The 25,611-nt window shown below is 70.9% G+C and carries 17 protein-coding genes; 11 read left to right on the top strand and 6 right to left on the bottom strand.

Annotated elements, in window-relative coordinates; all coding sequences use genetic code 11:
• Nucleotide 1: 1 nt before the first annotated feature.
• From mtrB to ACZ7L4_RS19400, 5 genes are all read left to right on the top strand, one after another.
• Complete coding sequence (gene mtrB, locus ACZ7L4_RS19420; RefSeq protein ID WP_472103974.1) at nt 2-2,161, top strand: MtrAB system histidine kinase MtrB; 2,160 nt, start codon at nt 2-4, stop codon at nt 2,159-2,161.
• The gene (locus ACZ7L4_RS19415) at nt 2,154-4,007 is read left to right on the top strand and encodes an LpqB family beta-propeller domain-containing protein (RefSeq protein WP_472103972.1); all 1,854 of its coding nucleotides are present in this window, start codon (nt 2,154-2,156) and stop codon (nt 4,005-4,007) included. Before mtrB ends, ACZ7L4_RS19415 begins: the two co-directional genes overlap by 8 nt.
• Before the next feature lie 120 nt (nt 4,008-4,127).
• Nucleotides 4,128-4,955 carry a ComF family protein gene (locus ACZ7L4_RS19410; protein WP_472103971.1) on the top strand — a complete coding sequence of 276 codons (828 nt, stop codon included), beginning with the start codon at nt 4,128-4,130 and terminating at the stop codon, nt 4,953-4,955.
• A 335-nt stretch (nt 4,956-5,290) separates the two neighbouring features.
• Entirely contained in the window at nt 5,291-5,986 is a 696-nt protein-coding gene (gene hpf, locus ACZ7L4_RS19405) for a ribosome hibernation-promoting factor, HPF/YfiA family (protein ID WP_450817310.1), read from the top strand.
• A 203-nt stretch (nt 5,987-6,189) separates the two neighbouring features.
• Nucleotides 6,190-6,942, top strand: coding sequence for a response regulator transcription factor (locus ACZ7L4_RS19400; protein WP_326014127.1), 753 nt, complete (start codon nt 6,190-6,192; stop codon nt 6,940-6,942).
• 39 nt (nt 6,943-6,981) lie between these two features.
• Here the strand turns inward: ACZ7L4_RS19400 and ACZ7L4_RS19395 are convergent, their stop codons facing one another.
• On the bottom strand, nt 6,982-8,175 hold the full coding sequence (locus tag ACZ7L4_RS19395) for a winged helix-turn-helix domain-containing protein (protein ID WP_472103969.1): 1,194 nt from the start codon (nt 8,173-8,175) through the stop codon (nt 6,982-6,984).
• A gap of 334 nt (nt 8,176-8,509) precedes the next feature.
• Nucleotides 8,510-9,082, bottom strand: coding sequence for a GNAT family N-acetyltransferase (locus ACZ7L4_RS19390; RefSeq protein ID WP_472103967.1), 573 nt, complete (start codon nt 9,080-9,082; stop codon nt 8,510-8,512).
• Between the two features lie 228 nt (nt 9,083-9,310).
• Between ACZ7L4_RS19390 and secA the strand changes: the two genes are divergently transcribed.
• Nucleotides 9,311-12,121, top strand: coding sequence for a preprotein translocase subunit SecA (gene secA, locus ACZ7L4_RS19385; RefSeq protein ID WP_472103965.1), 2,811 nt, complete (start codon nt 9,311-9,313; stop codon nt 12,119-12,121).
• Between the two features lie 68 nt (nt 12,122-12,189).
• On the opposite strand, the gene ACZ7L4_RS19380 is transcribed toward secA, so the two are convergent.
• Nucleotides 12,190-12,648 carry an Rv3235 family protein gene (locus ACZ7L4_RS19380; protein ID WP_472103963.1) on the bottom strand — a complete coding sequence of 153 codons (459 nt, stop codon included), beginning with the start codon at nt 12,646-12,648 and terminating at the stop codon, nt 12,190-12,192.
• 269 nt (nt 12,649-12,917) lie between these two features.
• On the opposite strand from ACZ7L4_RS19380, the gene ACZ7L4_RS19375 reads away from it, so the two are divergent.
• From ACZ7L4_RS19375 to ACZ7L4_RS19365, 3 genes are all read left to right on the top strand, one after another.
• Nucleotides 12,918-13,436: a DUF6912 family protein gene (locus ACZ7L4_RS19375; RefSeq protein WP_472103961.1), complete on the top strand. Its 519-nt coding sequence runs from the start codon at nt 12,918-12,920 to the stop codon at nt 13,434-13,436.
• Nucleotides 13,437-13,467: 31 nt separating this feature from the next.
• Nucleotides 13,468-14,175 carry an HAD family hydrolase gene (locus ACZ7L4_RS19370; protein ID WP_472103959.1) on the top strand — a complete coding sequence of 236 codons (708 nt, stop codon included), beginning with the start codon at nt 13,468-13,470 and terminating at the stop codon, nt 14,173-14,175.
• A gap of 154 nt (nt 14,176-14,329) precedes the next feature.
• Nucleotides 14,330-16,621: an ATP-binding protein gene (locus ACZ7L4_RS19365; RefSeq protein WP_472103957.1), complete on the top strand. Its 2,292-nt coding sequence runs from the start codon at nt 14,330-14,332 to the stop codon at nt 16,619-16,621.
• Nucleotides 16,622-17,004: 383 nt separating this feature from the next.
• Here ACZ7L4_RS19365 and ACZ7L4_RS19360 read toward each other — a convergent pair whose 3' ends face one another.
• Nucleotides 17,005-17,574, bottom strand: a complete 570-nt coding sequence (locus tag ACZ7L4_RS19360) for a DJ-1/PfpI family protein (RefSeq protein ID WP_472103955.1) — start codon at nt 17,572-17,574, stop codon at nt 17,005-17,007.
• A 464-nt stretch (nt 17,575-18,038) separates the two neighbouring features.
• Between ACZ7L4_RS19360 and ACZ7L4_RS19355 the strand changes: the two genes are divergently transcribed.
• The gene (locus ACZ7L4_RS19355; RefSeq protein ID WP_472103953.1) at nt 18,039-22,988 is read left to right on the top strand and encodes an NAD-glutamate dehydrogenase; all 4,950 of its coding nucleotides are present in this window, start codon (nt 18,039-18,041) and stop codon (nt 22,986-22,988) included.
• 71 nt (nt 22,989-23,059) lie between these two features.
• Here the strand turns inward: ACZ7L4_RS19355 and ACZ7L4_RS19350 are convergent, their stop codons facing one another.
• Nucleotides 23,060-23,914, bottom strand: coding sequence for an ABC transporter ATP-binding protein (locus ACZ7L4_RS19350; protein WP_472103951.1), 855 nt, complete (start codon nt 23,912-23,914; stop codon nt 23,060-23,062).
• A complete protein-coding gene (locus ACZ7L4_RS19345; protein ID WP_472103949.1) occupies nt 23,907-24,836 on the bottom strand; it encodes an ABC transporter permease in 930 nt (309 codons plus the stop codon). Before ACZ7L4_RS19345 ends, ACZ7L4_RS19350 begins: the two co-directional genes overlap by 8 nt.
• Before the next feature lie 149 nt (nt 24,837-24,985).
• Between ACZ7L4_RS19345 and ACZ7L4_RS19340 the strand changes: the two genes are divergently transcribed.
• A complete protein-coding gene (locus ACZ7L4_RS19340; protein ID WP_472103947.1) occupies nt 24,986-25,609 on the top strand; it encodes a TetR/AcrR family transcriptional regulator in 624 nt (207 codons plus the stop codon).
• Nucleotides 25,610-25,611: the final 2 nt, after the last annotated feature.

Here is a 25,611-nt window from a genome sequence, read left to right as displayed (position 1 = left end):
CGTGTCCCGAAACAGTGCCGCTTCGGCGCCCGGGGCCCCGGGGTCCCGCCCGGAGCGGCCTGTGGGACCCGCGGCGGGGCCGACCGCCGCTCGTGGCTCACGGCTGCGCCGCGCCGTCGACCGGAGCCTGCTGCTCCAGGGCGGGATGAAGGGCAGCCCCGTGCTGCGCCTGTTCGCGCGCTGGGTGCGGCGTCCGCTGCTGCCCGCGATGCGGCTGTGGCGGCGGAACATCCAGCTGAAGGTCGTCGTCACGACGCTGCTGATGTCGCTCGGTGTCGTGCTGCTGCTCGGCATCGTCGTCATCGGCTCGGTGCGCAACGGACTGCTCGACGCCAAGGCGAAGGCCTCGCAGAGCCAGGCCGAGGGCGGCTTCCGCGCGGCCAAGGACAAGGCGGACTCCGCGGCGGCGGGCGTGCGGGACGGCGCGTCCGGCGACAGCCGCACGACGCTGACGCCCAACAACTGGATGAGCGAACTCGTTACGCAGCTCGCCAGTGGCGGCAAGGGCGCGTTCGACGTGGTGATCCTGGGTTCGAGCGACGCCGACAGCGGTAACGGGCTGGCGCCGCGCGGCTCCGGCCTGGTGGATCCGAACCGCAGCGTGCCCGACGACCTGCGCGGGCAGGTCGACCGGATCGCCGGCGCCTCGCAGCAGTACACGAAGATCGTCTACGACGGTGGCGAGGATCCGCAGCCGGGCCTCGTCGTCGGCAAGCGGCTCAACGACCCGCAGGGGCACGCCTACCAGCTGTACTACCTCTTCCCGCTGACGCAGGAGGAGAAGTCCCTCGGCCTGGTCAAGGGGACCCTCGCGACGGCGGGGCTCTTCGTGGTGGTGCTGCTCGGCGCCATCGCCTGGCTCGTCGTGCGGCAGGTCGTCACGCCGGTGCGGATGGCGGCAGGGGTCGCCGAGCGGCTCTCCGCGGGCCGCCTCCAGGAACGTATGAAGGTCACCGGCGAGGACGACATCGCGCGCCTGGGCGAGGCCTTCAACAAGATGGCGCAGAACCTCTATCTGAAGATCCAGCAGCTCGAGGACCTGTCGCGGATGCAGCGGCGGTTCGTCTCGGACGTGAGCCATGAGCTGCGTACGCCGCTGACGACGGTACGGATGGCCGCCGACGTCATCCATGAGGCGCGCGTCGACTTCGATCCGGTGACGGCGCGTTCCGCGGAGCTGCTGGCCGACCAGCTGGACCGGTTCGAGTCGCTGCTGGCCGACCTGCTGGAGATCAGCCGGTTCGACGCCGGAGCCGCCGCGCTGGAGGCCGAGCCGATCGACCTGCGCGAGGTCGTACGGCGTGTGGTGGGCGGCGCCGAGCCGCTCGCGGAGCGCAAGGGCACGCACATCCTGGTCGTCGGCGACGATCAGCCGGTGGTCGCCGAGGCCGACGCGCGGCGTGTGGAGCGCGTGCTGCGCAACCTGGTGGTGAACGCCGTGGAGCACGGCGACGGCCGCGATGTCGTGGTGCGGCTCGCGGCTGCGGGCGGCGCGGTCGCCGTGGCGGTGCGCGACTACGGAGTGGGGCTCAAGCCCGGCGAGGCGACCCGCGTGTTCAGCCGCTTCTGGCGGGCCGACCCGGCACGCGCGCGTACCACGGGGGGAACGGGGCTCGGCCTGTCGATCGCCCTGGAGGACGCGCGGCTGCACGGAGGCTGGCTGCAGGCGTGGGGCGAGCCGGGTGGCGGCTCACAGTTCCGGCTGACGTTGCCGAGGACCGTGGACGAGGCGCTGCGCGGTTCACCGATACCGCTGGAGCCGGAGGACTCGCGGCGCAACCGGGGACTCGGCGACGCCGGACTGCCGGGCGCCGACGGCAAGAAGCTCGCCACGGTGCCGGCCCAGGCGCCGCCCGTGGCCGCCCGGACGCCGATCGCCCCGCGTCACGCGCAGACGGCGGTGTCCGCGGATCCCACGGCGCTGCCAGGCAGCGGCGCGCGCGTGGTGGCGCGTGGCGGGGCGGCGAACGGGCCGCGGCAGGCCGAGGGCGCCGCGGAGCGCGGTGACCGGGAGGACCAGGGGCACCGGGACGAACGTCCGGACGAGCGGCCGGACGCGGCGGGCGAGGCGGACGACGCGTCGGCGGAGCCCGCACAGGCGCGTACGGGGCGGACGGCGGCGACGTCGCGTGGTGAGGGGAGCGACGGCAGTCGTGGATGAGCAGCGGGTGCCGCGGCAGCGGCGCGGGATGCGGGCCGGAATGCTGGCCGGGTGCGGCGCGCTCGTGCTCGCCGGATGCGCGTCGATGCCGGACAACGGAGGCCTCGAATCGGTCGAGGCCTCGCAGCGGCCGGACTCGCAGGTGCGCGTCTTCGCCCTGCCGCCGAAGGACGACGTCGGGCCCTCCGCCATCGTCGACGGCTTCCTCGAGGCGCTGACCAGCGACGACCCTTCGTACACGATGGCGCGCAAGTACCTCACGCCGAAGGCCGCGAAGAACTGGTCGCCCGAGCAGCGCACCGTCGTGCTCGACGAGGGCCCCAGCAGGCGCCCGACGGGCCGGCCGAACGCGGGGAACGACGGCCGCTCCTACCAGTTGACCGGCCATCAGATCGCCACGGTCGACCAGCGACAGGCATATCAGCCGGGGGACACGTCGTACGAGGGGAATCTGCACCTGACGCAGGTGAACACCGCCAAGGGCAAGCAGTGGCGGATCGACTCCCTGCCGAAGGGGGTCGTGCTCGGCGAGTCCGACTTCCAGCGGATCTACAGTTCGGTCAACAAGTACTACTACGCGGTGGATTCGACGTCGGGCGGCGAGGCCGGGCAGCGGCGGCTGGTCGCGGACCCCGTCTTCGTACGGCAGTGGACCGACCCGTTGACGGAGACCGTCAAGGAGCTGCTGCAGGGGCCGACGCGCTGGCTGAATCCGGTGGTGCGGACGGCGTTCCCCTCGCACGCGGCGCTGAGGAAGGGCACCGAATCGCTGGCGCCCGACGACGCGAACAAGCTGACGGTGCCGCTGAACGAAGCGGGCAGCAGGGCGGGTCAGGCCAAGTGCAAGGAGATGGCGGCCCAACTGCTGTTCTCGCTGCGGGACCTGTCGTCGTCGAGCGTGAACGAGGTGGAACTGAAGCGCTCCGACGGCCGGTTCATGTGCGCGATGACCGAGGACGGGGCGGACGCGCTGGCGGCGCCGCGCTCCACCGGCCGCGTCCCGGACCAGTACTTCCTCGACGCCAAGGGCCGCCTGGTGCGGATGCCGGGCAAGAGCAGGTCCGACAAGAAGCCCGAGCGAGTGCCGGGGCCGCTGGGCGAGGGCGAGCAGGTGCTGCGTTCCGTGGCCGTGTCGCGCGACCAGGAGCGCGCGGCGGGGGTGTCGAACGACGGGCGCTCGCTGTACGTGGCGTCGCTGATCTCCGGCGCCTCGCTGGGGGACCCGGTCGCGCGCAGCCACGCGAAGGCGGAGAAGGACGGCTTCACGACGCCCAGTTGGGACGGGAACGGCGACCTGTGGGTGGCCGACCGCGACCCGAAGCACCGGCGGCTGCTGATGTTCGGGCAGGGGCAGGCGGAGAAGATCCAGAAGGTCCGCGTCGAGGGGCTCGGCGACGACGCCACCATCGAGACGGTGAAGGCGTCCGCCGACGGAGCGCGCATCGGTCTTCTCGTGGCGGAGAAGGACACCACGTCGCTGTGGATCGGGCGGGTCGAGCGGCACCCCGACGCGAACGGCGACACGGAGGTCTCGGTGACCGAACTGCGGCGGGCCGCGCCGCGGATGGAGGAGGTCACGGCCGTGTCGTGGGCGGGCGACAGCCGGCTCGTCGTGGTCGGCCGTGAGCCCGGTGGGCTGCAGCAGATGCAGTACGTGCTGAGCGACGGGTCGACGCCGACCGGGCTGGCGCTGCCGGGCCTGACGCGGGTCAGCGAGATCGCGGCGTCGGACAACGACGAGTTGCCGCTGCTGGCGCACTCCGACGACGGGATCGTCCGGCTGCCCTCCGGGGCGGCTTGGCAGTCGGTGCTGAAGGACGGGACGGCTCCGGTCTACCCCGGGTAGGCGGCTCGGCCCGGAGTGTCACCCGCGCGGGCTCAACCGCTGGTCACAACCGTCGAGTTGTCCACAGGGCGTTGTCCACAGGGCTGGTGGGGCGGCCCGCGGGTCGGCACAGTGGTGGGTATGCGGGGGTGGTGGCAGGACCTCTCCGATCTGGTGCTGCCGGCCGAGTGCGCCGGCTGCGGCAGATCGCGTACGGCGCTGTGCGCGCGGTGCTCGGCGGCGTTGCGCGGCGCCGGGCCCGGCCGGGTGCGGCCGCGGCCGACTCCGCCGGGGTTGCCGGTCGTCTTCGGCGCGGCCCCGTACCGGAACGCGGTGCGGGCCGTGCTCCTCGCCCACAAGGAGCGCGGCGCGCTCGGCCTCGCCCGGCCGCTGGGTGAGGCGCTTGCGGGGGCGGTGCGGGCCGGACTCGGGGACGGTGGGGCCGGTGGAGGCGGCGCGGACGCGCGGGCCTCTGGCGGCCCTCTGGGCCCCGTGACGCTGGTCCCTGTGCCCTCCGCGCCGAGCGCCGTGCGGGCGCGCGGGCACGATCCGACGCGGCGGATCGCGTACGCGGCGGCGGCCGAGCTGCGGCGTGCCGGTGTCGCGGCGCGGGTGCTCGCCGTGCTGCGGCAGCGGCGTGCGGTGGCCGACCAGTCGGGCCTGGACGCCCGGCAGCGGATGGTCAATGTGACGGGCGCGCTCGAGGTGGTGGGCGGTGGTGGTGGGCTGCTCACCGGAATTGGCCGGATCGTGCTGGTCGACGACCTGATCACGACGGGCGCTTCTTTGGCGGAGGCGGCACGCGCAATAGCGGCAGCGACCGGTTCCGTGAAGATCGAGAGCGTGGGCAGGCCGGATCGGGACCGCCCCGAGGCAGGTCCGGGAAAGGGGAACGAGATCGGTGAGATCACGTTCCGGGCGGCCGTCGTAGCCGCGTCTCCGGATTCCTTCGAAATAAACCGGAACTAGTGGGGAATCTGCATCGTTGCAGGTAGAGACAGGGTTCATTCGCTCGGTTGGAGGTACGTGTCAGTAGAGGGTGCCGACAACCGTCCGGGCGAGATATGTTCGGTTGTGAGGAACTCGGCAGGAAAGGCGGCCGCCACCCCTCACCATTGGATTGCCCTGTCAGCGCATTGCACAGGCATTTTCGCAATCACCCGGCATGGTGGGGTGTAGATCTTGTCCACGGGGGAGGAGGAGGTGGAAGTCACCGAGTCCGAGACTCCGGAAGTGGCCGGAGTCTGGTGCAAGAGGGAGATGCTCCGCCCAAGGAGCGGGGCTATCCGGGAACGGAGTTCTGCGTGGACATCGTCGTCAAGGGCCGCAAGACCGAGGTACCAGAGCGGTTCCGTAAGCACGTGGCCGAGAAGCTGAAGCTGGACAAGATCCAGAAGCTCGACGGCAAGGTGATCAGCCTCGATGTCGAGGTGTCCAAGGAGCCGAACCCCCGGCAGGCGGACCGGTGCGAGCGCGTGGAGATCACGCTGCGTACGCGTGGCCCGGTGATCAGGGCCGAGGCCGCGGCAAGCGACCCGTACGCGGCGCTGGACCTGGCCACGGACAAGCTCGACGCGCGCCTGCGCAAGCAGCACGACAAGCGGTCGTCGCGGCGCGGGAAGCGGATCTCGGCGGCGGAGGTCGCCGAGCACGTACCGGACGCCGCCCTGCTCAACGGGGACGGCACGATCGCCAAGGCCGAGGAGGCCGAGCCCGACGGCGTACCGACCACCAAGATGGGCTCGCTCGAGGTCAAGGGCGAGGGCCCGCTCGTCGTCCGTGAGAAGACCCACGTGGCGGCACCCATGACGCTCGATCAGGCGCTCTACGAGATGGAGCTGGTCGGGCACGACTTCTATCTGTTCGTCGACTCCGAGACCAAGGAACCCAGTGTCGTCTACCGGCGGCACGCCTACGACTACGGCGTCATCCACCTCAGCACCGACCCGATGGTCTCCCAGGTCAGGGGAGCCGACGCGGGCGACGCCATCGGCGGCTGACCACAACTGACACCCACTCATCGGGGCCCCTGGGGTGCGTGTGCGCCCCCAGGGGCACCCTTGTGCGACCCCCTTGTGCACCGCACGGCCGACGCGCCGAGGGTGCGGCATGAAATCATGGCCGGGCCGGGTCAACCGGCGTGCTGGTGCCTCGGGTTGGCGCGGCACAGGAAGACGGGCCGCGGCCTTCAGGGGGAGGAACGATGGCGGACAGCTTCGGACTGATGCGGGGCGAGGACGCCGGTGCCGGCGAGGACGGCGCCGACATGGGGCCGGATGCCGGATCCTCGCGCGAGGAACCCATCCGGGTGCTCGTGGTGGACGACCATGCCCTGTTCCGGCGCGGCCTGGAGATCGTCCTCAAGGCCGAGGAGGACATCCAGGTCGTCGGTGAGGCGGGCGACGGGGCGGAGGCCGTGGACAAGGCGGCCGATCTGCTGCCGGACATCGTCCTCATGGACGTGCGGATGCCCAAGAGAGGCGGCATCGAGGCGTGCACCTCCATCAAGGAGGTGGCGCCCAGCGCCAAGATCATCATGCTGACGATCAGCGACGAGGAAGCCGATCTCTACGACGCGATCAAGGCGGGCGCGACGGGATATCTGCTGAAGGAGATCTCGACCGACGAGGTGGCCACGGCGATTCGCGCGGTGGCCGACGGGCAGTCGCAGATCAGCCCGTCCATGGCGTCGAAGCTGCTCACCGAGTTCAAGTCGATGATCCAGCGCACGGACGAGCGCCGGCTCGTGCCCGCGCCCCGGCTGACCGACCGGGAGCTCGAGGTGCTCAAGCTGGTGGCGACGGGGATGAACAACCGGGACATCGCCAAGGAGTTGTTCATTTCCGAGAACACCGTGAAGAACCATGTGCGCAACATCCTGGAGAAGCTGCAGCTGCACTCCAGGATGGAGGCCGTGGTGTACGCGATGCGGGAGAAGATCCTGGAGATCCGCTAGGGCCCAGGGCCCAGGGCCCAGGGGCCAGGGGCGGGCCTGCTAGCGCAGGGCTTCGATCAGGGACTTCTTCAGGGGAGCCGACTCCATGTGCTCCACTCTGACGCTGTCGCAGCCGACCCAGCTCGCCGCTTCGAGGAGCGCTGCCGCCACCGCCGGTACGGCCTTCGGGCCGTCCAGGGAGACCTGCTTGGCGACCAGCGTGGTGCCCGCGCGCGCGGGGTCGACGCGGCCCACCAGATGGCCGCCGGACAGCACCGGCATCGCGAAGTAGCCGTGGATCCGCTTCGGCTTGGGGACGTATGCCTCCAGGCGGTGCGTGAAGCCGAAGATCCGCTCCGTACGGGCGCGCTCCCAGATCAGGGAGTCGAACGGGGACAGGAGCGTGGTGCGGTGGCGGCCGCGCGGGGTTGATCCCAGGGCTGCCGGGTCGGCCCAGGCCGGTTTGCCGCCCCAGCCCTCTACGGAGACGGGGACGAGGCCAGTGTCCTCGATCACCGCGTCGAACTGTTCGCTCTTCAGGCGGTGGTAGTCCGCGATGTCCGCGCGCGTGCCGACGCCGAGGGCCTCGCCGGCCTGGCGGACGAGGCGGCGCACGCACTCGGTGTCGTCGAGGTCGTCGTGCAGGAGGTCCGACGGGATCGCGCGCTCCGCCAGGTCGTAGATCCGCTTCCAGCCGCGGCGCTCCACGCAGACCACCTCGCCGTACATCAGCGCGCGCTCGACGGCGATCTTCGACTCGGACCAGTCCCACCACTCGCCCTTGTTCTTCGCGCCGCCCAGTTCGGTGGCGGTGAGGGGGCCCTCCGCGCGGAGCTGCTTGATCACCTGCTCGTACGCGCCGTCGGGGAGGTGGTGGTGCCAGTGGGGGCGGGCGCGGTAGGCGCGGCGGCGGAAGGCGAAGTGGGGCCACTCCTCGATGGGGAGGACGCAGGCGGCGTGCGACCAGTATTCGAAGGCGTGGGGGGCGGGGGACGGGGCCGTGCTCGTGCCCGGCGTCCAGTACGCCGATTCGACCTTGGTCCGGGGGACGGCGCCCAGGCGGGCGTAGGGGATCAGCTCGTGCGAGCGGGCGAGTACGGAGATCGTGTCGAGCTGGACCGAGCCGAGGTGGCGCAGTACGCCGCGGACGCCGGCCCTGCGGTCGGGGGCGCCGAGGAAGCCTTGGGCGCGGAGGGCGAGGCGGCGGGCTTCTGCGGCGGACAGGGTGGCGGTGGGACGCGGCGAGGTCGTCATGGCCGGAACGATAGAGGTCGGGTCTGACAACGGGGTGGGCGTGGGGTGGGCTGCGGCGGGGTTCGTGGACCGTCGTTTCCGTTGCGCGGCACCGGGGGCCGCCTTGCCCACCCTGCCGCCCAAGGCGGCAGATTGCCCAAGGCGGGGCGGCCCTGGCGTCGTGGGTGGGGAGCCGGGTGGCGCCGATTCGGGGCGTAGCTCCCGGAGGGGGAGGGAGGGTGGGAGATAGGCGGGGGAATGTGGTGTGTGGACGTGACTGCGCGACTGCGCGTCTGGAGGAGTGGCTGAGAGCGGGGCGGCCTGAGCCGGGTGTCCGGAGCTGTCGGCAGGTCCCTCAGCTCGGGGACGGGAGGTACGGCAGAGGGGTTGGGAGGTCCAGGTCGGACGGGAGGAGGGAGGCCAGCCAGCAGTCGCGGAGGGTGCCTTTGTTGGGCATGGCGGCCCGGAGGGTGGCCTCCAGGGTGAAGCCCGCGCGTTCCGCGACCGTGAGGGAGCCGACGTTGCCGACCTCCGCGCGCCACTCCAGGCGCGTACAGGAGAGGTCGGTGAAGGCCCAGCGGGCCACGCCCAGGACGGCCTCCGTCATGTAGCCGTGGCCGCGGAACCGTTTTGCCGTCCAGAAGCCGATCTCCCAGCCGCCCGCGCGCGGGTGGTGCAGCGCGACCGCGCCCACCACCGGGCCGCGGTCCTCGGTCCGTAGCGCGAACGTGTACTCCGTGTCACCGCGCCAGCCGTCGACCACGACGCGGTTGATGAAGTACTCCGCGTCCACGCGCGCGTACGGCGAGGGAATCGTGGTCCAGCGCTGGATGTCGGGATCCTGGGCCGCGACGTACACCTCGTCGATGTCGGCGGGCACGAACGTGCGCAGCTGCAGGCGGTCGGTGGTCAGCGTCACGGGGTCCATCGCCCGATTCTGCTCGGCGCGCGGCAGGGGCGCCATGACTTTTCATGGCCCGTACCGGCACCTTCGCGGTGGCCCGCGCGTTGGACCTGATGGCAGACCTCCCGGCACGGTGGGGTCCTCGCATACGATGGCCGTTGCTCTAGTAGTCCTTAGTAGTTCCCAGTAATACGTAGACGTTTTTGAGAAAACCGACCGTGCCAGGCCCGACCGGCAAGGAGACCAACCCCCGTGTCCGTCCTCCAGAAGCTCATGCGTGCAGGCGAAGGCAAGATCCTGCGCAAGCTGCACCGCATCGCGGACCAGGTCAACTCCATCGAAGAGGACTTCGAGAGTCTCTCCGACGCCGAGCTGCGCGCACTCACGGACGAGTACAAGCAGCGGTTGGAGGACGGCGAGACCCTCGACGACCTGCTGCCCGAGGCGTTCGCCACCGTCCGTGAGGCCGCTCGCCGCGTGCTGGGCCAGCGCCCGTACGACGTGCAGCTGATGGGCGGCGCCGCGCTCCACCTCGGCTACGTGGCGGAGATGAAGACCGGTGAGGGCAAGACCCTGGTCGGCACGCTGCCGACGTATCTGAACGCGCTGTCCGGCAAGGGCGTCCACCTGATCACGGTGAACGACTACCTGGCCGAGCGCGACTCCGAGATGATGGGCCGGGTCCACAAGTTCCTGGGCCTGTCCGTGGGCTGCATCCTCGCGAACATGAACCCGGCGCAGCGCCGTGAGATGTACAACTGCGACATCACGTACGGCACGAACAACGAGTTCGGCTTCGACTACCTCCGCGACAACATGGCGTGGTCCCAGGACGAGCTCGTCCAGCGCGGCCACAACTTCGCGGTGGTCGACGAGGTCGACTCCATCCTCGTCGACGAGGCCCGTACGCCGCTGATCATCTCCGGCCCCGCCGACCAGGCCACGAAGTGGTACGGCGACTTCGCCAAGCTCGTCACCCGCCTCAAGAAGGGCGAGGCGGGCAACACGCTGAAGGGCATCGAGGAGACCGGCGACTACGAGGTCGACGAGAAGAAGCGCACCGTGGCCATCCACGAGCCGGGTGTCGCCAAGGTCGAGGACTGGCTCGGGATCGACAACCTCTACGAGTCGGTCAACACGCCGCTCGTGGGTTACCTGAACAACGCGATCAAGGCCAAGGAACTCTTCAAGAAGGACAAGGACTACGTCGTCATCGACGGCGAAGTCATGATCGTCGACGAGCACACCGGCCGTATCCTCGCCGGCCGCCGGTACAACGAGGGCATGCACCAGGCGATCGAGGCGAAGGAAGGGGTCGACATCAAGGATGAGAACCAGACCCTCGCCACGATCACCCTGCAGAACTTCTTCCGGCTCTACGACAAGCTCTCCGGCATGACCGGTACGGCGATGACCGAGGCCGCCGAGTTCCACCAGATCTACAAGCTCGGCGTCGTCCCGATCCCGACCAACAAGCCGATGATCCGTGCGGACCAGGCCGACCTGATCTACCGCACCGAGGTCGCCAAGTTCGACGCGGTGGTCGACGACATCGCCGAGAAGCACGGCAAGGGCCAGCCGATCCTCGTCGGCACGACCTCCGTCGAGAAGTCCGAGTACCTCTCGCAGCAGCTCTCCAAGCGCGGGGTTCAGCACGAAGTGCTGAACGCGAAGCAGCACGACCGCGAGGCGACGATCGTCGCCCAGGCCGGCCGCAAGGGCGCCGTCACCGTCGCCACGAACATGGCCGGCCGTGGCACCGACATCAAGCTCGGCGGCAACCCGGACGACCTCGCCGAGGCCGAGCTGCGCCAGGCGGGACTCGACCCGGTCGAGCACGTCGAGGAGTGGGCGGCGCGACTGCCCGCCGCCCTGGAGAAGGCCGAGCAGGCCGTAAAGGCCGAGTTCGAGGAGGTCAAGGACCTCGGCGGGCTCTACGTCCTCGGTACGGAGCGGCACGAGTCGCGGCGTATCGACAACCAGCTGCGCGGTCGCAGTGGCCGTCAGGGCGACCCGGGCGAGTCCCGCTTCTACCTGTCGCTCGGTGACGACCTGATGCGGCTGTTCAAGGCGCAGATGGTCGAGCGCGTGATGTCGATGGCGAACGTGCCGGACGACGTCCCGATCGAGAACAAGATGGTGACCCGCGCCATCGCCTCCGCCCAGTCGCAGGTCGAGCAGCAGAACTTCGAGACGCGCAAGAACGTCCTGAAGTACGACGAGGTGCTCAACCGCCAGCGCGAGGTCATCTACGGCGAGCGCCGCCGTGTCCTGGAGGGCGAGGACCTGCACGAGCAGGTGCAGCACTTCATGAACGACACGATCGACGCCTACATCGGCGCCGAGACCGCCGAGGGCTTCGCCGAGGAGTGGGACCTCGACCGGCTGTGGGGCGCGTTCAAGCAGCTCTACCCGATCAAGGTCACCGTGGAGGAGCTCGAGGACGAGGTCGGCGACCGCGCCGGACTCACCGCCGAGTTCATCGGCGAGGCCGTCAAGGACGACATCCACGCGCAGTACGAGGCGCGCGAGGAGCAGCTCGGTTCCGAGATCATGCGTGAGCTGGAGCGCCGGGTCGTGCTGAGCGTGCTCGACCGCAAGTGGCGTGAGCACCTCTACGAGATGGACTACCTCCAGGAGGGCATCGGTCTGCGCGCCATGGCGCAGAAGGACCCGCTGGTCGAGTACCAGCGCGAGGGCTTCGACATGTTCACCGCCATGATGGAGGGCATCAAGGAGGAGTCCGTCGGCTACCTGTTCAACCTGGAGGTCCAGGTCGAGCAGCAGGTCGAGGAGGTCCCGGTGGCGGACGCGGCGCCGGCCGCGAACCTGGAGAAGCAGGACGCGGTGCCCGCGCAGGCCGGTGGCCGTCCGGAGATCCGGGCCAAGGGCCTGGAATCCCCGCAGCGCCCCGACCGCCTGCACTTCCAGGCGCCGAACGCCGAGGGCGGTGTCGACGAGGGCGATTTCGTGACCGAGGGCGGTCCCACGCGCTCCTCGGCGGACGGTCTGACCCGCGCTGAGCGGCGCAAGCAGCAGAAGGGCCGCCGTCGCAAGAAGTGACGTGAGGTGAGCGAAGGGGCCGGGCACGGGGTGTCCGGCCCCTTCGCGCGTTCCGGCGCGGGCTCGCGTCACCCGTCGACGTCCTGGGTGTCGCGCGGCGGCCGGCCGCCCAGTTCCACCGCCGTGCAGCGCCACCGCCGGTCCTCGCCCAGGGCGAGCCGGAAGGCCAGGGCGTGCAGCCGGGGGCCGACCGCGATGCGGGCGAAGACCTCGAAGCTGCCGGGGGCGGGTTCGAAATGGCCGATGCCGTGCACGGTCGGGCGGGGTCCCGCGCCGGGCGTCAGGGTGCGGCGTTCCACCAGCCACAGCAGGTCGTCGAAGGCCTGATGCGCGGCGTGCCGGGCGAACCAGTGCAGCGGCCGGTCGCCGCTGAGCACCAGGAGCAGGCGCTGGGTGAACAGCTCCGTGGGGTGCGGCGGCACCCGTGGCGGAACGCGCCGCGGTCCCGCGCCGGGGCGACGGCTGTTGCGTCGGCCGGGCGGCCGGGTGTTCGTCCGCGGCCCCCGCCTGTTCATGACCTTCTGCATGACGCCTCCCCATACCGGCCGGTAACTCCTCGTGGGGATCTTGTACGAGGCCGGGGGCGCGGCGGCAAGGACCGGCGGGTGGCGCCGGGGCACGGCGCGGGGTTCGCCTATCAGGGTGACCGCGCAGGCGCGCGGGCCGGATCCCCGGGGGCGTACGGGGGTCGGCGGCGGGCGGGTGTTGACGCCCGGGCGGGTCCGGGCGGCGGCCCGAAGGGGGACGCCCCCACGTATCCTGAAGCCCCCGACGCAGAGCAGAAAGCAGCCGGACCATGCGCGTGTACGTACCTCTGTCCCTGCCTCGACTCGCAGAGGCGTACAAGGCCGGCGAGATCGGGCCCGCGCCCGTCACCGCCTTCGCCGTGACGCCCGCGCTGCGCGAGTGGTACCGGTCCGAGGACATCGAGGAGCTGGAGTACGCGGCCCTGGGCCGCGCCGCGCTCGCCTCGCTGCGGCTCGTCGCCGCCGACCCCGGCGCCGCGCGCCGCCGGGTGGTCGTCGCCGTGGACGTGCCGGACCGGGCCGTCGCCGCCGACCCGGACCGCGGGTCGGAGCAGGGCGCGCTCGGCGAGCTGACGGTGCGCGAGAGCGTGCCGCTGGCGAAGGCCGCCGCCGTGCACGTCGACTCGGGCGACGCGGACGCCGATGTCACGGCCGCCGCCGAGGCGCTCGCCGCGGCCGACCGGGGCGACGACGACGCGCAGTTCGTCGTGGACGGCGCGGAGGACCACGACCTGCTGTGGTTCGCCACGCAGGAGATCCCGGGCCTCCTGGGTGAGGGCGGCCACTGACGGACCGCCGCCAGGTGGGTAGTTTCCTGTCATGGGGAAGCACTTCGGGACGCACGTAGCCGCGCACACGACCACGCACGTGGACATACACATCGTCTGGGACTGGAACGGCACGCTGTTCCACGACAACGACGCCGTCATCCGAGCCAGCAACGCGGCCTTCGCCGCGGTCGGACTCGCACCGATCACGCTGGAGAAGTACCGCGAGCTCTACTGCATACCCATCCCCAAGTTCTACGAGCGGATGATGGGCCGGCTGCCCACCGAGGCGGAGTGGGCGGCGATGGACGGCGCGTTCCACCAGCACTACGCGCGCCACATGGTGGACTGCGGGCTCACCGAGGGCGTCGAGCTGCTGCTCGCCGGCTGGCAGGACTCCGGGCGCAGCCAGTCCATCCTCAGCATGGCCGGGCACGAGGACCTCGTACCGCTGGTGCGCCGGCTGGGGATCGCCGAGCGGTTCGTGCGCGTCGACGGGCGGACGGGCCCCTCCGGCGGCAGCAAGGCCGAGCACATGGTGCGCCACCTGGGAGTCCTCGACGGCGTGGAACCGGAACGGACCGTGGTCATCGGGGACGCGGCCGACGACGCGGTGGCCGCGCTCGCCGCGGGCGCGCAGGCCGTCCTCTACACCGGCGGCTCGCACAGCAGGGCCAGCCTCGAAGGGGTGGGCGCGCCCGTCGTCGACACCCTGGCGGACGCGGTGCGCGAGGCCGAGCGGATGGCCGCGGCGGCCTGAGCCGCACCCACCCGCACCCACTCGCGGACGTCAACCGGAACCGGTGAACCGACCCGTATCCGCAGCATTTTGCATCGACTCAGTTCACCCTCCGCTGTCGGCTGCGTACGCTGTGCTGGAGCCAGTGGCCGGCGAAACGACGGGGGCGAGAGTCATGGGTTTCGGGTTCGGTCAGCGGCGGGGCGGGCAACTCCCCGTGGAAGTCACCACGTTCGTCGGCAGATCGGCCGAACTGGCGGAGGTGCGGGCCGGGTTCGAGCGCGCCCGCCTCGTGACCCTGGTGGGTCCCGGCGGCGTCGGCAAGAGCCGTACGGCGATGCGGGCGGCGGCCGGGCTCGCCGGGCGGTTCCCCGACGGGGTGTGGCTCGTCGAGCTGAGCGCGCTGCGTGACCCCGAGCTGATCCCCGCCACCCTGGCCGCCGTGCTCGAACTGCCGGAACAGGCGGGCATGGAGCCGCTCGACGCGGTCGTCGCGCACCTTCAGGGGCGGCGGCTGCTCATCGTGCTCGACACCTGCGAGCATCTCGTCGACGCCTGCGCCATGCTCACCGACGTACTGCTGCGGGAGACGGCGGGCGTCGGGGTGCTCGCCACCAGCCGGCAGCCGCTCGACGTGCCGGGTGAGCGCTGCTGCGCCATCGCGCCGCTCGCCCCCGACGACGCGCTCGAACTGTTCGTGCAGCGGGCGTCCGCCGTGGTGCCGTCCTTCGCCGTGGACGAGGCGAACCGGGAGCAGCTCGCGGCGCTCGCCCGCCGCCTCGACGGGATCCCGCTCGCCATCGAACTGGCCGCCGTACGCCTGCGGGCGGTGCCGCTCGAACACCTGGTGCAGCGGCTCGGGCAGCGCTTCGAGGTGCTCACGGGCGGGCGCCGCACGGCCCTGACCCGGCATCAGACGCTGCGTACGGCCATCGGCTGGTCGCACGAGCTGTGCACGCCCAAGGAGCGGCTGCTGTGGGCGCGGCTCTCCGTCTTCGCCGGCTCCTTCGAGCTGGCCGCCGCCGAAGTCGTGGGCGCGGGCGGCGAGCTGACGAGCGATGACGTCCTTGAGCAGCTGATCGGGCTCGTCGACAAGTCCGTCGTGCAGCGGATCGGGGAGAACGGCGGGCGCTACCGGATGCTCGACACGATCCGCGAGTACGGCGCCGAGTGGCTGGAGGAGGCGGGGCAGGCGGACGCCGTGCGGCAGCGGCACTCCGCGTACCACCGCGAGCTCGGACAGCGGTACTGGGACGGCTTCCTGACGGCCGAACAGGTCGGTCACTACCGGGTGCTGCGGGCGGCACGGGCCGATGTCAGGGCCGCGCTCGAATACGCGTACAAGAACCCCGACACGGTGGCCTCCGGTGTGTGGTTCGCCGCGCAGCTCGGTCCGTACTGGCGGGCGGTCGGCCAGCTGTCCGAGGGGCGGTACTGGATCGAGAAGGGACTCGCACTCCTCGACGAGGTGGGGCAGGAGCAGGCGTGGGGGCGGTTCATGACCGCCCTGTTCTCCGTGTGGCAGGGAGATCTGCCGGGCGCGCTCGAACTCTTCCAGCAGGCCGTCGACATCGCGCGCCGCTCCGGCAACGACCGGGTGGAGCTGTTCTGCGACGCGTATCTGGGCGGCCTCGGCGCGCTGTGCGGGGAACCCGAGGGGCTCGACGCCATGGAGGACGCGCGGCAGCGGATCCTGGCGCGCGAGGACGGCCTCGGCACGGGCGTCATCCACTACGAAGGGGCCCTGCTGCTCGGCGTGCTCGGGGACACGGACGGCGCGCTCGCCCTGTGCCGCACGGGCCTCGCGCACCTGGAGGACACGGGGGAGCGGCAGCTGTTCGGGTCCACGCTGATGGTGCAGGGCATCATCCTGTGGCTCGCCGGGGAGCGGAAGGAGGCCGTCGCCTCGCTGTGCCGGGGCCTGGAGGCCGCGGCGGAGATCGACGAGGTGCTGGTCGCCGCGCTGTGCTGCCTCGGGCTCGCCTGGTCCGCCGCGCACGACGAGCGGCATGTCCGGGCGGCGTGGCTGCTCGGGTACGCGGAGAACGCGCGGCGGCTCGGGGGCGGTGACCCGGTCGGGATGCTGCCGTCCCTCTTCGAGGAGCAGGAGTCCGTGCGGGGCGCCGTGCTGCTGGCCCTGGGCGAGGAGGAGTTCGGGCGCTGGTGGGGCGTGGGGGCGCGGCTCTCGGGGGTGCAGGTGCTCGACGCCGTACGGTCCGGGGCCGATGCGCCGCCGGTGGCGCCGGTGCCTGCGGCGCGTGGGGGTGGGGTCGATGCGCTCACCCGGCGGGAGCGGGAGGTCGCGGCGCTGGTGGCGGAGGGGATGTCCAACCGGGAGATCGCGGAGCGGCTGGTGATTTCGAAGCGGACGGCGGATGCGCATGTGGAGCACATCCTGGCGAAGCTGGGGGTGGGGTCGCGGACGGAGATCGCGGCGATTTCCTCCGTCGGTGGACCGGACAGGTAGCCGGGTCGGGTGCGCCCCACCGGGGTGAGCGTCGCGGGGCTCTGCCCCGGACCCCGCGCCTCAATCGCCGGCGGGGCTTGTTTTCCCCCAAGGCGAGGCCACGGGTCCTCAGGCCAGCTAGGTATACGGATCCCGTGCCCGCTGCACAGATGCGTATACGGCTCCCGGTCGATACCGATGCCGGGGGCTGTCGGAGACGGACAGGATGTACAGGTGTCGCGTGCTCTGGAGGAACTGCGCGGCGGGGCGCCGGACGGCAATGGTCAACTCCCCACGGCTGTCGTGGCATCGGCCCCCCCCGTCGTTGCGTCCGGGGCACGGCGCGTTTCGGTGGCTGCCCTCGTCGGCGGGGCAGCCACCGCACTTGTCTCCGCGGTGGGGTGTCAGCCCGCCGCCGGCGCCTTCGCCCGCAGCACCGTCAGGAACTCCCGCATCCACCGCGAGTGGTCCGGCCAGGCGCGGGCGGAGACCAGGGTGCCGTCGACGACCGCCTCCGCGTCCTGGAACGTGGCGCCCGCCGCCTGAATGTCCGTCTCCAGCGCCGGGTACGCCGTGACACGCCGGCCCCGCAGCGCGTCCACCGCCGCCGTCAGGAGCGGCCCGTGGCAGATCTGGGCGACGGGCCGGTCGGCGTCGAAGAAGGACTTGATGATCTTGCGGAGTTCGGCGTCGCCGCGCAGGTACTCGGGCGCCCGGCCGCCGGGAATCACCAATGCGGCGTACTGGCCCGGATCGACTTCGGAGAAGGCCAGGTCGGCGGGCCAGGTGTAGCCGGGCTTCTCCGTGTACGTGTCGAAGCCGGGCTCGAAGTCGTGCACCACGAACCGGAGCTTCTTGCGGGTCGGCGCCGCGATGTCGACCTCGTACCCCTCCTCGCGCAGCCGCTGGTACGGGTAGAGGACCTCCAGCGACTCCGCCGCGTCGCCGGTGACGATCAGGATTTTGGGTGCCATTGGTCACACGCTCCCCTCGATGGGATCCGCCGTGTCGTGCGCCCAACGTGCCGCCGCGCCGCCCGGTCGGCAAGAGCCCGTACTACGCAAGGGCTTCAGGGGTTCTGTGCAGAGTGTCAAAGTTCGCCCCCCTGATTTGTACACAAGCGGCTCATGACGTTGCCCCCTCGGGGAGCGATAGCCTGGTCCCGTGATCAGCGCGATATCTCGCGGGGGCATCGTCGCCCCCTGCCCGCGCCGGGAGATCACGACCTGCCACAGCAGCGGTCGTGCCCGGCGCTCAGCCGCTGATCATTTCGGGCGGATGGCCTCTTCGTTGAAAACGGCGCATTGTCGTCCACCCATCTCTCATCCGGGCATAACGTCGTCTCAGACCGGACACCCCGCGTCGGGACGTTGTGCCGAGCGATTCATCTACGCCACGTCTACGTCTCGCAACGGCGCGCGACAGGAGCCAGAGGACAATGCAGACCAAGCTGGACGAAGCCAAAGCCGAGCTGCTCACCAGGGCCGCACGGGTAGCTGAGAACAGCCCGGTAGGGGGGAACCTACCGACCGGGGCGACGGGCAAGGGCACGCAGGCCGCCGGGACCACCACCAACACCGACGGCGTGCTCGCGTTCCTCCAGCGCTACTACCTGCACACCGCACCGGAGGACCTGAGCGACCGTGACCCGGTCGACGTCTTCGGGGCCGCACACTCGCACTACCGCCTCGCGGAGAACCGCCCGCAGGGCACGGCGAACGTGAAGGTGCACACGCCGACCGTCGAGGAGAACGGCTGGACCTGCAGCCACTCGGTCGTCGAGGTCGTCACGGACGACATGCCGTTCTTGGTGGACTCCGTCACCAACGAGCTGTCCCGCCAGGGCCGCGGCATCCACGTCGTCATCCACCCCCAGATCACCGTCCGGCGCGATGTCACCGGCAAGCTCCTCGAGGTACTTCCGGCCGGCACGTCCGCCGAGGGCCACGACGTGCTCACCGAGTCGTGGATCCACGTCGAGATGGACCGCGAGACCGACCGCGCCGACCTCAAGCAGATCACCTCTGACCTGCTGCGTGTCCTGTCCGACGTACGGGAGTGCGTCGAGGACTGGGAGAAGATGCGGGACTCGGCGCTGCGCATCGCCGAGGAGCTGCCGAGCGAGCCGACCGCGGGCGACCTGCCCGACCAGGAGGTCGAGGAGGCCCGCGAGCTGCTCCGCTGGCTGGCCGCCGACCACTTCACGTTCCTCGGCTACCGCGAGTACGACCTCTCCGAGGACGACTCGCTGGCCGCCGTGCCCGGTACCGGGCTCGGCATCCTGCGCTCCGACCCGCACCACGAGCGCGACGAGCACCACCCGGTCTCGCCGTCCTTCAACCGGCTGCCGGCCGACGCCCGCGCCAAGGCCCGCGAGCACCGCCTGCTGGTCCTCACCAAGGCCAACAGCCGCGCGACCGTGCACCGGCCGAGCTACCTCGACTACGTCGGCGTGAAGAAGTTCGACGCCGAGGGCAATGTCGTCGGCGAGCGCCGCTTCCTCGGCCTGTTCTCCTCCGCCGCGTACACCGAGTCCGTGCGCCGCGTCCCGGTGATCCGCCGCAAGGTCCAGGAGGTCCTCAAGGGCGCGGGCTTCTCGCCCAACAGCCACGACGGCCGCGACCTGCTCCAGATCCTGGAGACGTACCCGCGCGACGAGCTGTTCCAGACCCCGGCCGACGAGCTGCGCTCCATCGTCACGTCCGTCCTGTACCTCCAGGAGCGCCGCCGGCTGCGGCTCTACCTGCGCCAGGACGAGTACGGGCGCTACTACTCGGCCCTCGTCTACCTGCCGCGCGACCGCTACACCACGGGCGTGCGCCTGCGGATCATCGACATCCTCAAGGAGGAGCTCGACGGCACCAGCGTCGACTTCACCGCCTGGAACACCGAGTCGATCCTCTCCCGCCTGCACTTCGTCGTCCGCGTCCCCCAGGGCACCGAACTGCCGGAGCTCTCCGACGCCGACAAGGACCGCATCGAGGCCCGCCTCGTCGAGGCCGCCCGCTCCTGGGCCGACGGCTTCGGGGAGGCGCTGAACGCCGAGTGCGGCGAGGAGCGCGCCGCCGAACTGCTGCGCCGCTACGGCCAGGCGTTCCCCGAGGGCTTCAAGGCCGACCACTCGCCGCGCGCCGCCGTGGCCGACCTGGTCCACCTCGAACAGCTCACGCAGGAGAACAAGGACTTCGAGCTCTCCCTGTACGAGCCGGTGGGCGCGGCCCCCGGCGAGCGCCGATTCAAGATCTACCGGATCGGCGCGCCCGTTTCCCTGTCCGCCGTCCTGCCGGTGCTCCAGCGCCTGGGCGTCGAGGTCACCGACGAGCGCCCGTACGAGCTGCGCTGCAGCGACCGCAAGACCGCGTGGATCTACGACTTCGGCCTGCGCATGCCGAAGCCGGCGAACGGCAACGGCGACGACCTCGGCGCCGACGGCCGCGAGCGCTTCCAGGAGGCCTTCGCCGCCACCTGGACGGGCCTCGCCGAGAACGACGGCTTCAACTCCCTGGTCCTGGGCGCCGGTCTGAACTGGCGTCAGGCGATGGTGCTGCGCGCGTACGCCAAGTACCTGCGTCAGGCGGGCTCCACGTTCTCGCAGGACTACATGGAGGACACCCTCCGGACGAACGTGCACACCACGCGCCTGCTGGTGTCGCTGTTCGAGGCGCGGATGTCGCCGGACCGGCAGCGCGCCGGGACCGAGCTGATCGACGGGCTGCTCGAAGAGGTCGACGGCGCCCTCGACCAGGTCGCCTCGCTCGACGAGGACCGCATCCTGCGGTCCTTCCTCACGGTCATCAAGGCGACGCTGCGGACGAACTTCTTCCAGGAGGCGCAGGGCGGCAAGCCGCACGCGTACGTCTCCATGAAGCTCGACCCGCAGGCCATCCCGGACCTGCCCGAGCCCCGGCCCGCGTACGAGATCTGGGTGTACTCGCCGCGTGTCGAGGGTGTGCACCTGCGCTTCGGCAAGGTGGCGCGCGGCGGTCTGCGCTGGTCGGACCGGCGCGAGGACTTCCGTACGGAGATCCTCGGCCTGGTGAAGGCGCAGATGGTGAAGAACACCGTCATCGTGCCGGTCGGTGCGAAGGGCGGCTTCGTCGCCAAGCAGCTGCCCGACCCGTCGGTGGACCGCGACGCCTGGATGGCCGAGGGCATCGCGAGCTACAAGACGTTCATCTCGGCGCTGCTCGACATCACCGACAACCTGGTCGGCGGCGAGGTCGTGCCGCCCGCCGACGTCGTGCGGCACGACGAGGACGACACGTACCTCGTGGTCGCGGCCGACAAGGGCACGGCGTCGTTCTCGGACATCGCCAACCAGGTCGCCGAGTCGTACAACTTCTGGCTCGGTGACGCCTTCGCCTCCGGCGGCTCGGCCGGCTACGACCACAAGGGCATGGGCATCACGGCCCGCGGCGCCTGGGAGTCCGTCAAGCGGCACTTCCGGGAGCTGGGCGTCGACACCCAGTCCGAGGACTTCACGGTCGTCGGCGTCGGCGACATGTCCGGTGACGTGTTCGGCAACGGCATGCTGCTCTCCGAGCACATCCGCCTGGTCGCCGCCTTCGACCACCGGCACATCTTCATCGACCCGAAGCCGGACGCGGCCACCGGCTACGCCGAGCGCCGCCGCATGTTCGAGCTGCCGCGGTCGAGCTGGGCGGACTACAACAAGGAGCTGATCTCGGCGGGCGGCGGCATCTTCCCGCGCTCCGCCAAGTCGATCCAGCTCAACGCCCACATCCGCGAGGCCCTCGGCATCGAGTCCGGCCAGGCGAAGATGACCCCGGCCGAGCTGATGAAGGCCATCCTCCAGGCGCCGGTCGACCTGCTGTGGAACGGCGGCATCGGTACGTACGTCAAGTCGTCGGTCGAGTCCAACGCCGACGTCGGCGACAAGGCCAACGACCCGATCCGCGTCGACGGCAAGGACGTGCGCGCCCGCGTCATCGGCGAGGGCGGCAACCTCGGCGCGACCCAGCTGGGCCGCATCGAGTTCGCCCGCAGCGGCGGCCGCGTGAACACCGACGCGATCGACAACAGCGCCGGCGTCAACACCTCGGACGTCGAGGTGAACATCAAGATCCTGCTCAACGGTCTGGTCTCCGACGGCGACATGACGGTCAAGCAGCGCAACAAGCTGCTCGCCGCCATGACGGACGAGGTCGGCCACCTGGTGCTGCGCAACAACTACGCGCAGAACACGGCGCTGGCCAACTCCTGCGCCCAGGCGCCGTCCCTGCTCCACGCCCACCAGCGGTTCATGCGCCGCCTGGGCAAGCAGGGCCACCTCGACCGGGGCCTGGAGTTCCTGCCGAACGACCGGCAGATCCGCGAACTCCTCAACTCCGGGCGCGGCCTGAGCCAGCCGGAGCTCGCCGTCCTCTTCGCGTACACGAAGATCACGGCTGCCGACGAGCTGATCCAGACCTCGCTCCCGGACGACGCGTACCTGCGCCGCCTGCTGCACGCCTACTTCCCGCAGCCGCTGCGCGAGAAGTACGGCGAGGCGATCGACGGGCACGCGCTGCGCCGCGAGATCATCACGACGGTCCTCGTCAACGACACGGTGAACACCGGTGGTTCGACGTTCCTGCACCGCCTCCGTGAGGAGACGGGCGCGTCCCTGGAGGAGATCGTGCGGGCGCAGCTCGCCGCGCGCGAGATCTTCGGCCTCAGCGAGGTGTGGGACGCGGTCGAGGCGCTCGACAATGTCGTCGCCGCGGACGTCCAGACCCGGATCCGGCTGCACTCGCGGCGGCTCGTCGAGCGCGGCACCCGCTGGCTGCTCAACAACCGCCCGCAGCCGCTCCAGCTGGCCGAGACCATCGACTTCTTCACGGAAGGCGTCACCAAGGTCTGGGACGAGCTGCCGAAGATGCTGCGCGGCGCCGACGCCGAGTGGTACCAGGGCATCCTCGACGAGCTGACCGGCGCGGGCGTGCCGGAGGAGCTGGCGGAGCGCGTCGCCGGGTTCTCGTCCGCGTTCCCGACGCTCGACATCGTCCAGATCGCCGACCGCACGGGCAAGGACGCCCTCGCCGTCGCCGAGGTCTACTACGACCTGGCCGACCGCCTCGCCATCACGCAGCTGATGGACCGGATCATCGAGCTGCCGCGCTCCGACCGCTGGCAGTCGATGGCCCGCGCCTCCATCCGCGAGGACCTGTACGCGGCGCACGCCGCGCTCACCGCCGACGTACTGGCGGCGGGCAACGGGACCTCGACGCCGGAGCAGCGGTTCAAGGCGTGGGAGGAGAAGAACGCGGCGATCCTGGGCCGGGCGCGCTCGACCCTGGAGGAGATCCAGGGCTCGGACTCGTTCGACCTGGCGAACCTCTCGGTCGCCATGCGCACGATGCGCACGCTGCTGCGCACGCACTCGTAGCGGATACGCGAACGGGGGCGCCCCGAGCCGGATTCGGCTCGGGGCGCCCCCGTTTTCCGTACGGGCGGTCCCTACGCGGCGACGGGCGCCTTGGGCTTGGCCTTCGGCTTGGGCTTGGCGGGGCCCGCGGCGTTGGTGAACGCCTCGTACTCCTTGAGGACGTCCTCGGTCGGCCCGTCCATCCGCAGCTCGCCGCGCTCCAGCCACAGCACCCGGTCGCAGGTGTCGCGGATGGACTTGTTGCTGTGGCTGACGAGGAAGACGGTGCCCGCGCGCTTGCGCAGCTCCTTGATGCGCTGCTCGGACCGCTTCTGGAAGGACCGGTCGCCGGTGGCGAGCGCCTCGTCGATCAGCAGCACGTCGTGCTCCTTCGCGACGGCGATCGAGAACCGCAGCCGGGCCGCCATGCCGGACGAGTAGGTCCGCATCGGCAGCGTCACGAAATCGCCCTTCTCGTTGATCCCGGAGAAGTCGACGATCTCGTCGTAGCGGTCCCGCACCTGCTCGCGGGACATGCCCATCGCGAGCCCGCCGAGTCGCACGTTGCGCTCGCCGGTGAGGTCGTTCATGAGGGCCGCGTTGACGCCGAGCAGGGAGGGCTGGCCGTCGGTGTAGATCGCCCCGTTCTCGGTCGGCAGGAGACCGGCGACGGCCTTCAACAGGGTGGACTTTCCCGACCCGTTGGTCCCGATGAGCCCGATGGCCTCGCCGCGATAGGCGGTGAACGACACGTTCTTGACCGCGTGCACCTTGCGCACACCGGCCCGCTTCTCGGCCTTCTTCCGGCCGCCGAGGATGCGGCTGAGGGCGGCGGTCGCGGCGCCGCGCCCCGCGCCCGTGCCGTTGACCCGGTAGACGATGTCGACGCCGTCGGCGATGACGGTGGGGATCCGTTCGCCGTTCGTTTCGGAAAGAGTGTCAGCCACGACCGTACGTCTCCTCGGCCTTCCAGAAGTAGATGAACCCGCCGACCCCGGCGAGCAGCGCCCAGCCGACCGCGAGGGGCCAGATGTGCGGCGGCAGTTGGTCCGCGGTGAAGCTGTCGATGAGCGCGAAGCGCATCAGGTCGATGTAGACGGCGGCCGGATTGGCCTGGAGCAGCGTCCGTACGAACGACGGGATGTCCTGCCCCTCCGTCAGCCGGGTCAGGCTCCACATCACGCCGGACGTGTACATCCATGTACGCAGCAGGAACGGCATCAGCTGCGCGAGGTCCGGGGTCTTCGAACCGAGCCGCGCCATGATCAGCGCGAGCCCGGTGTTGAACAGGAACTGAAGGGTCAGGGCCGGCACGACGAGCACCCAGGACGGGGCGGGCGGCACGCCCGTCGCCAGCAGGATGACCACCAGCGCGCACATGGAGAACAGCAACTGCTGGAGCTGCTGCAGGCAGAACGAGACCGGCAGCGAGGCCCGCGGGAAGTGCAGGGCCCGCACGAGCCCGAGGTTCCCGGAGATCGCCTTGGTCCCCGCCATCACCGACGACTGCGTGAACGTCCATACGAACACGCCCGTGACCAGGAACGGGATGTAGTCCGGCACGCCCCGGCTGGTCCCCAAGAGCTTGCCGAAGATGAGGTAGTACACCGCCGCGTTCAGCAGCGGCGTCAGCACCTGCCAGACCTGCCCGAGCTTCGCCTGGCTGTACTGCGCGGTGAGCTTGGCGGTCGAGAAGGACGTGATGAAGTGCCTGCGCTGCCACAGCCGGCGCACGTACGCGGGCAGCGCGGGCCGGGCGCCGCTGACGCTCAGCCCGTACCGGGCGGCGAGGGCCGCCGGATCCTCGGGGGCCTCGGGGGTGGACCGCGGTGCCTCCTGCGGGGGAGGCGTGTCCAGGACCTGGCTCACATCCGCTGCTTTCGGTCGGGGGGTGGGGCGACGGCCGGTGTTCACCCGCCGTTCACGTCGGGACGGGTCCGTATCGTCGTGACGTGAGAGTAGGGCGGATCGACGTCGGAACGCAACCGTTTCGTCGTCGCGCGCCTATGCTTTGCCATATGACGACCAACGCCGACTCCTCCAAGCCGACGCGTCGCAGGGCCCCCGCAGGCGCGGCCGTCCTGCGCGAGGACGTGACGGAAGCCATCCGTGCGGCGGTCTTCGAGGAGCTGGCGTCGGCCGGCTACGCGCGCATGTCCATCGAGGGCATCGCGCGCCGCGCGGGCGTCGGCAAGACGGCGGTCTACCGCCGCTGGAAGTCCAAGCTCCACCTGGTCCTCGACCTGGTCTCGGCGATCGCCGTGCAGGGCCTGCCCGCCCCGGACACCGGCTCCCTGGAGGCCGACCTCCGCCTCCTCTACGAGGTCACGTCGCGCGCGCTGCGCCACCCCGTGGCCGGCCAGATCATCCCGGACCTCCAGGCGGAGGCGGCCCGCAACCCCGAGATCGCCGAGGCCCTGCAGAAGGCGCTGCGCGAGGGGCAGCACGGGGTGGCGAGCGGGATCGTGCGGGCGGCGGTGGAGCGCGGCGAGCTGCGCGAGGGCCTTGACGAGGAGCTGGCGCTGGATCTGATCTCGGGCCCGCTGTACTGGCGCACGCTGGTGGTCCGGGCGCCGAAGCTGCCGAAGGACCACTTGAAGAGGCTGTCGGCGGCGACGGCGGCGGCGCTCAAGGCGCTCTGAAG

Source organism: Streptomyces sp. NPDC107575, from assembly GCF_055657265.1.
The sequence above is the reverse complement of the archived record's forward strand: the minus strand, read 5'-3'. Positions and strand labels throughout refer to the sequence as shown.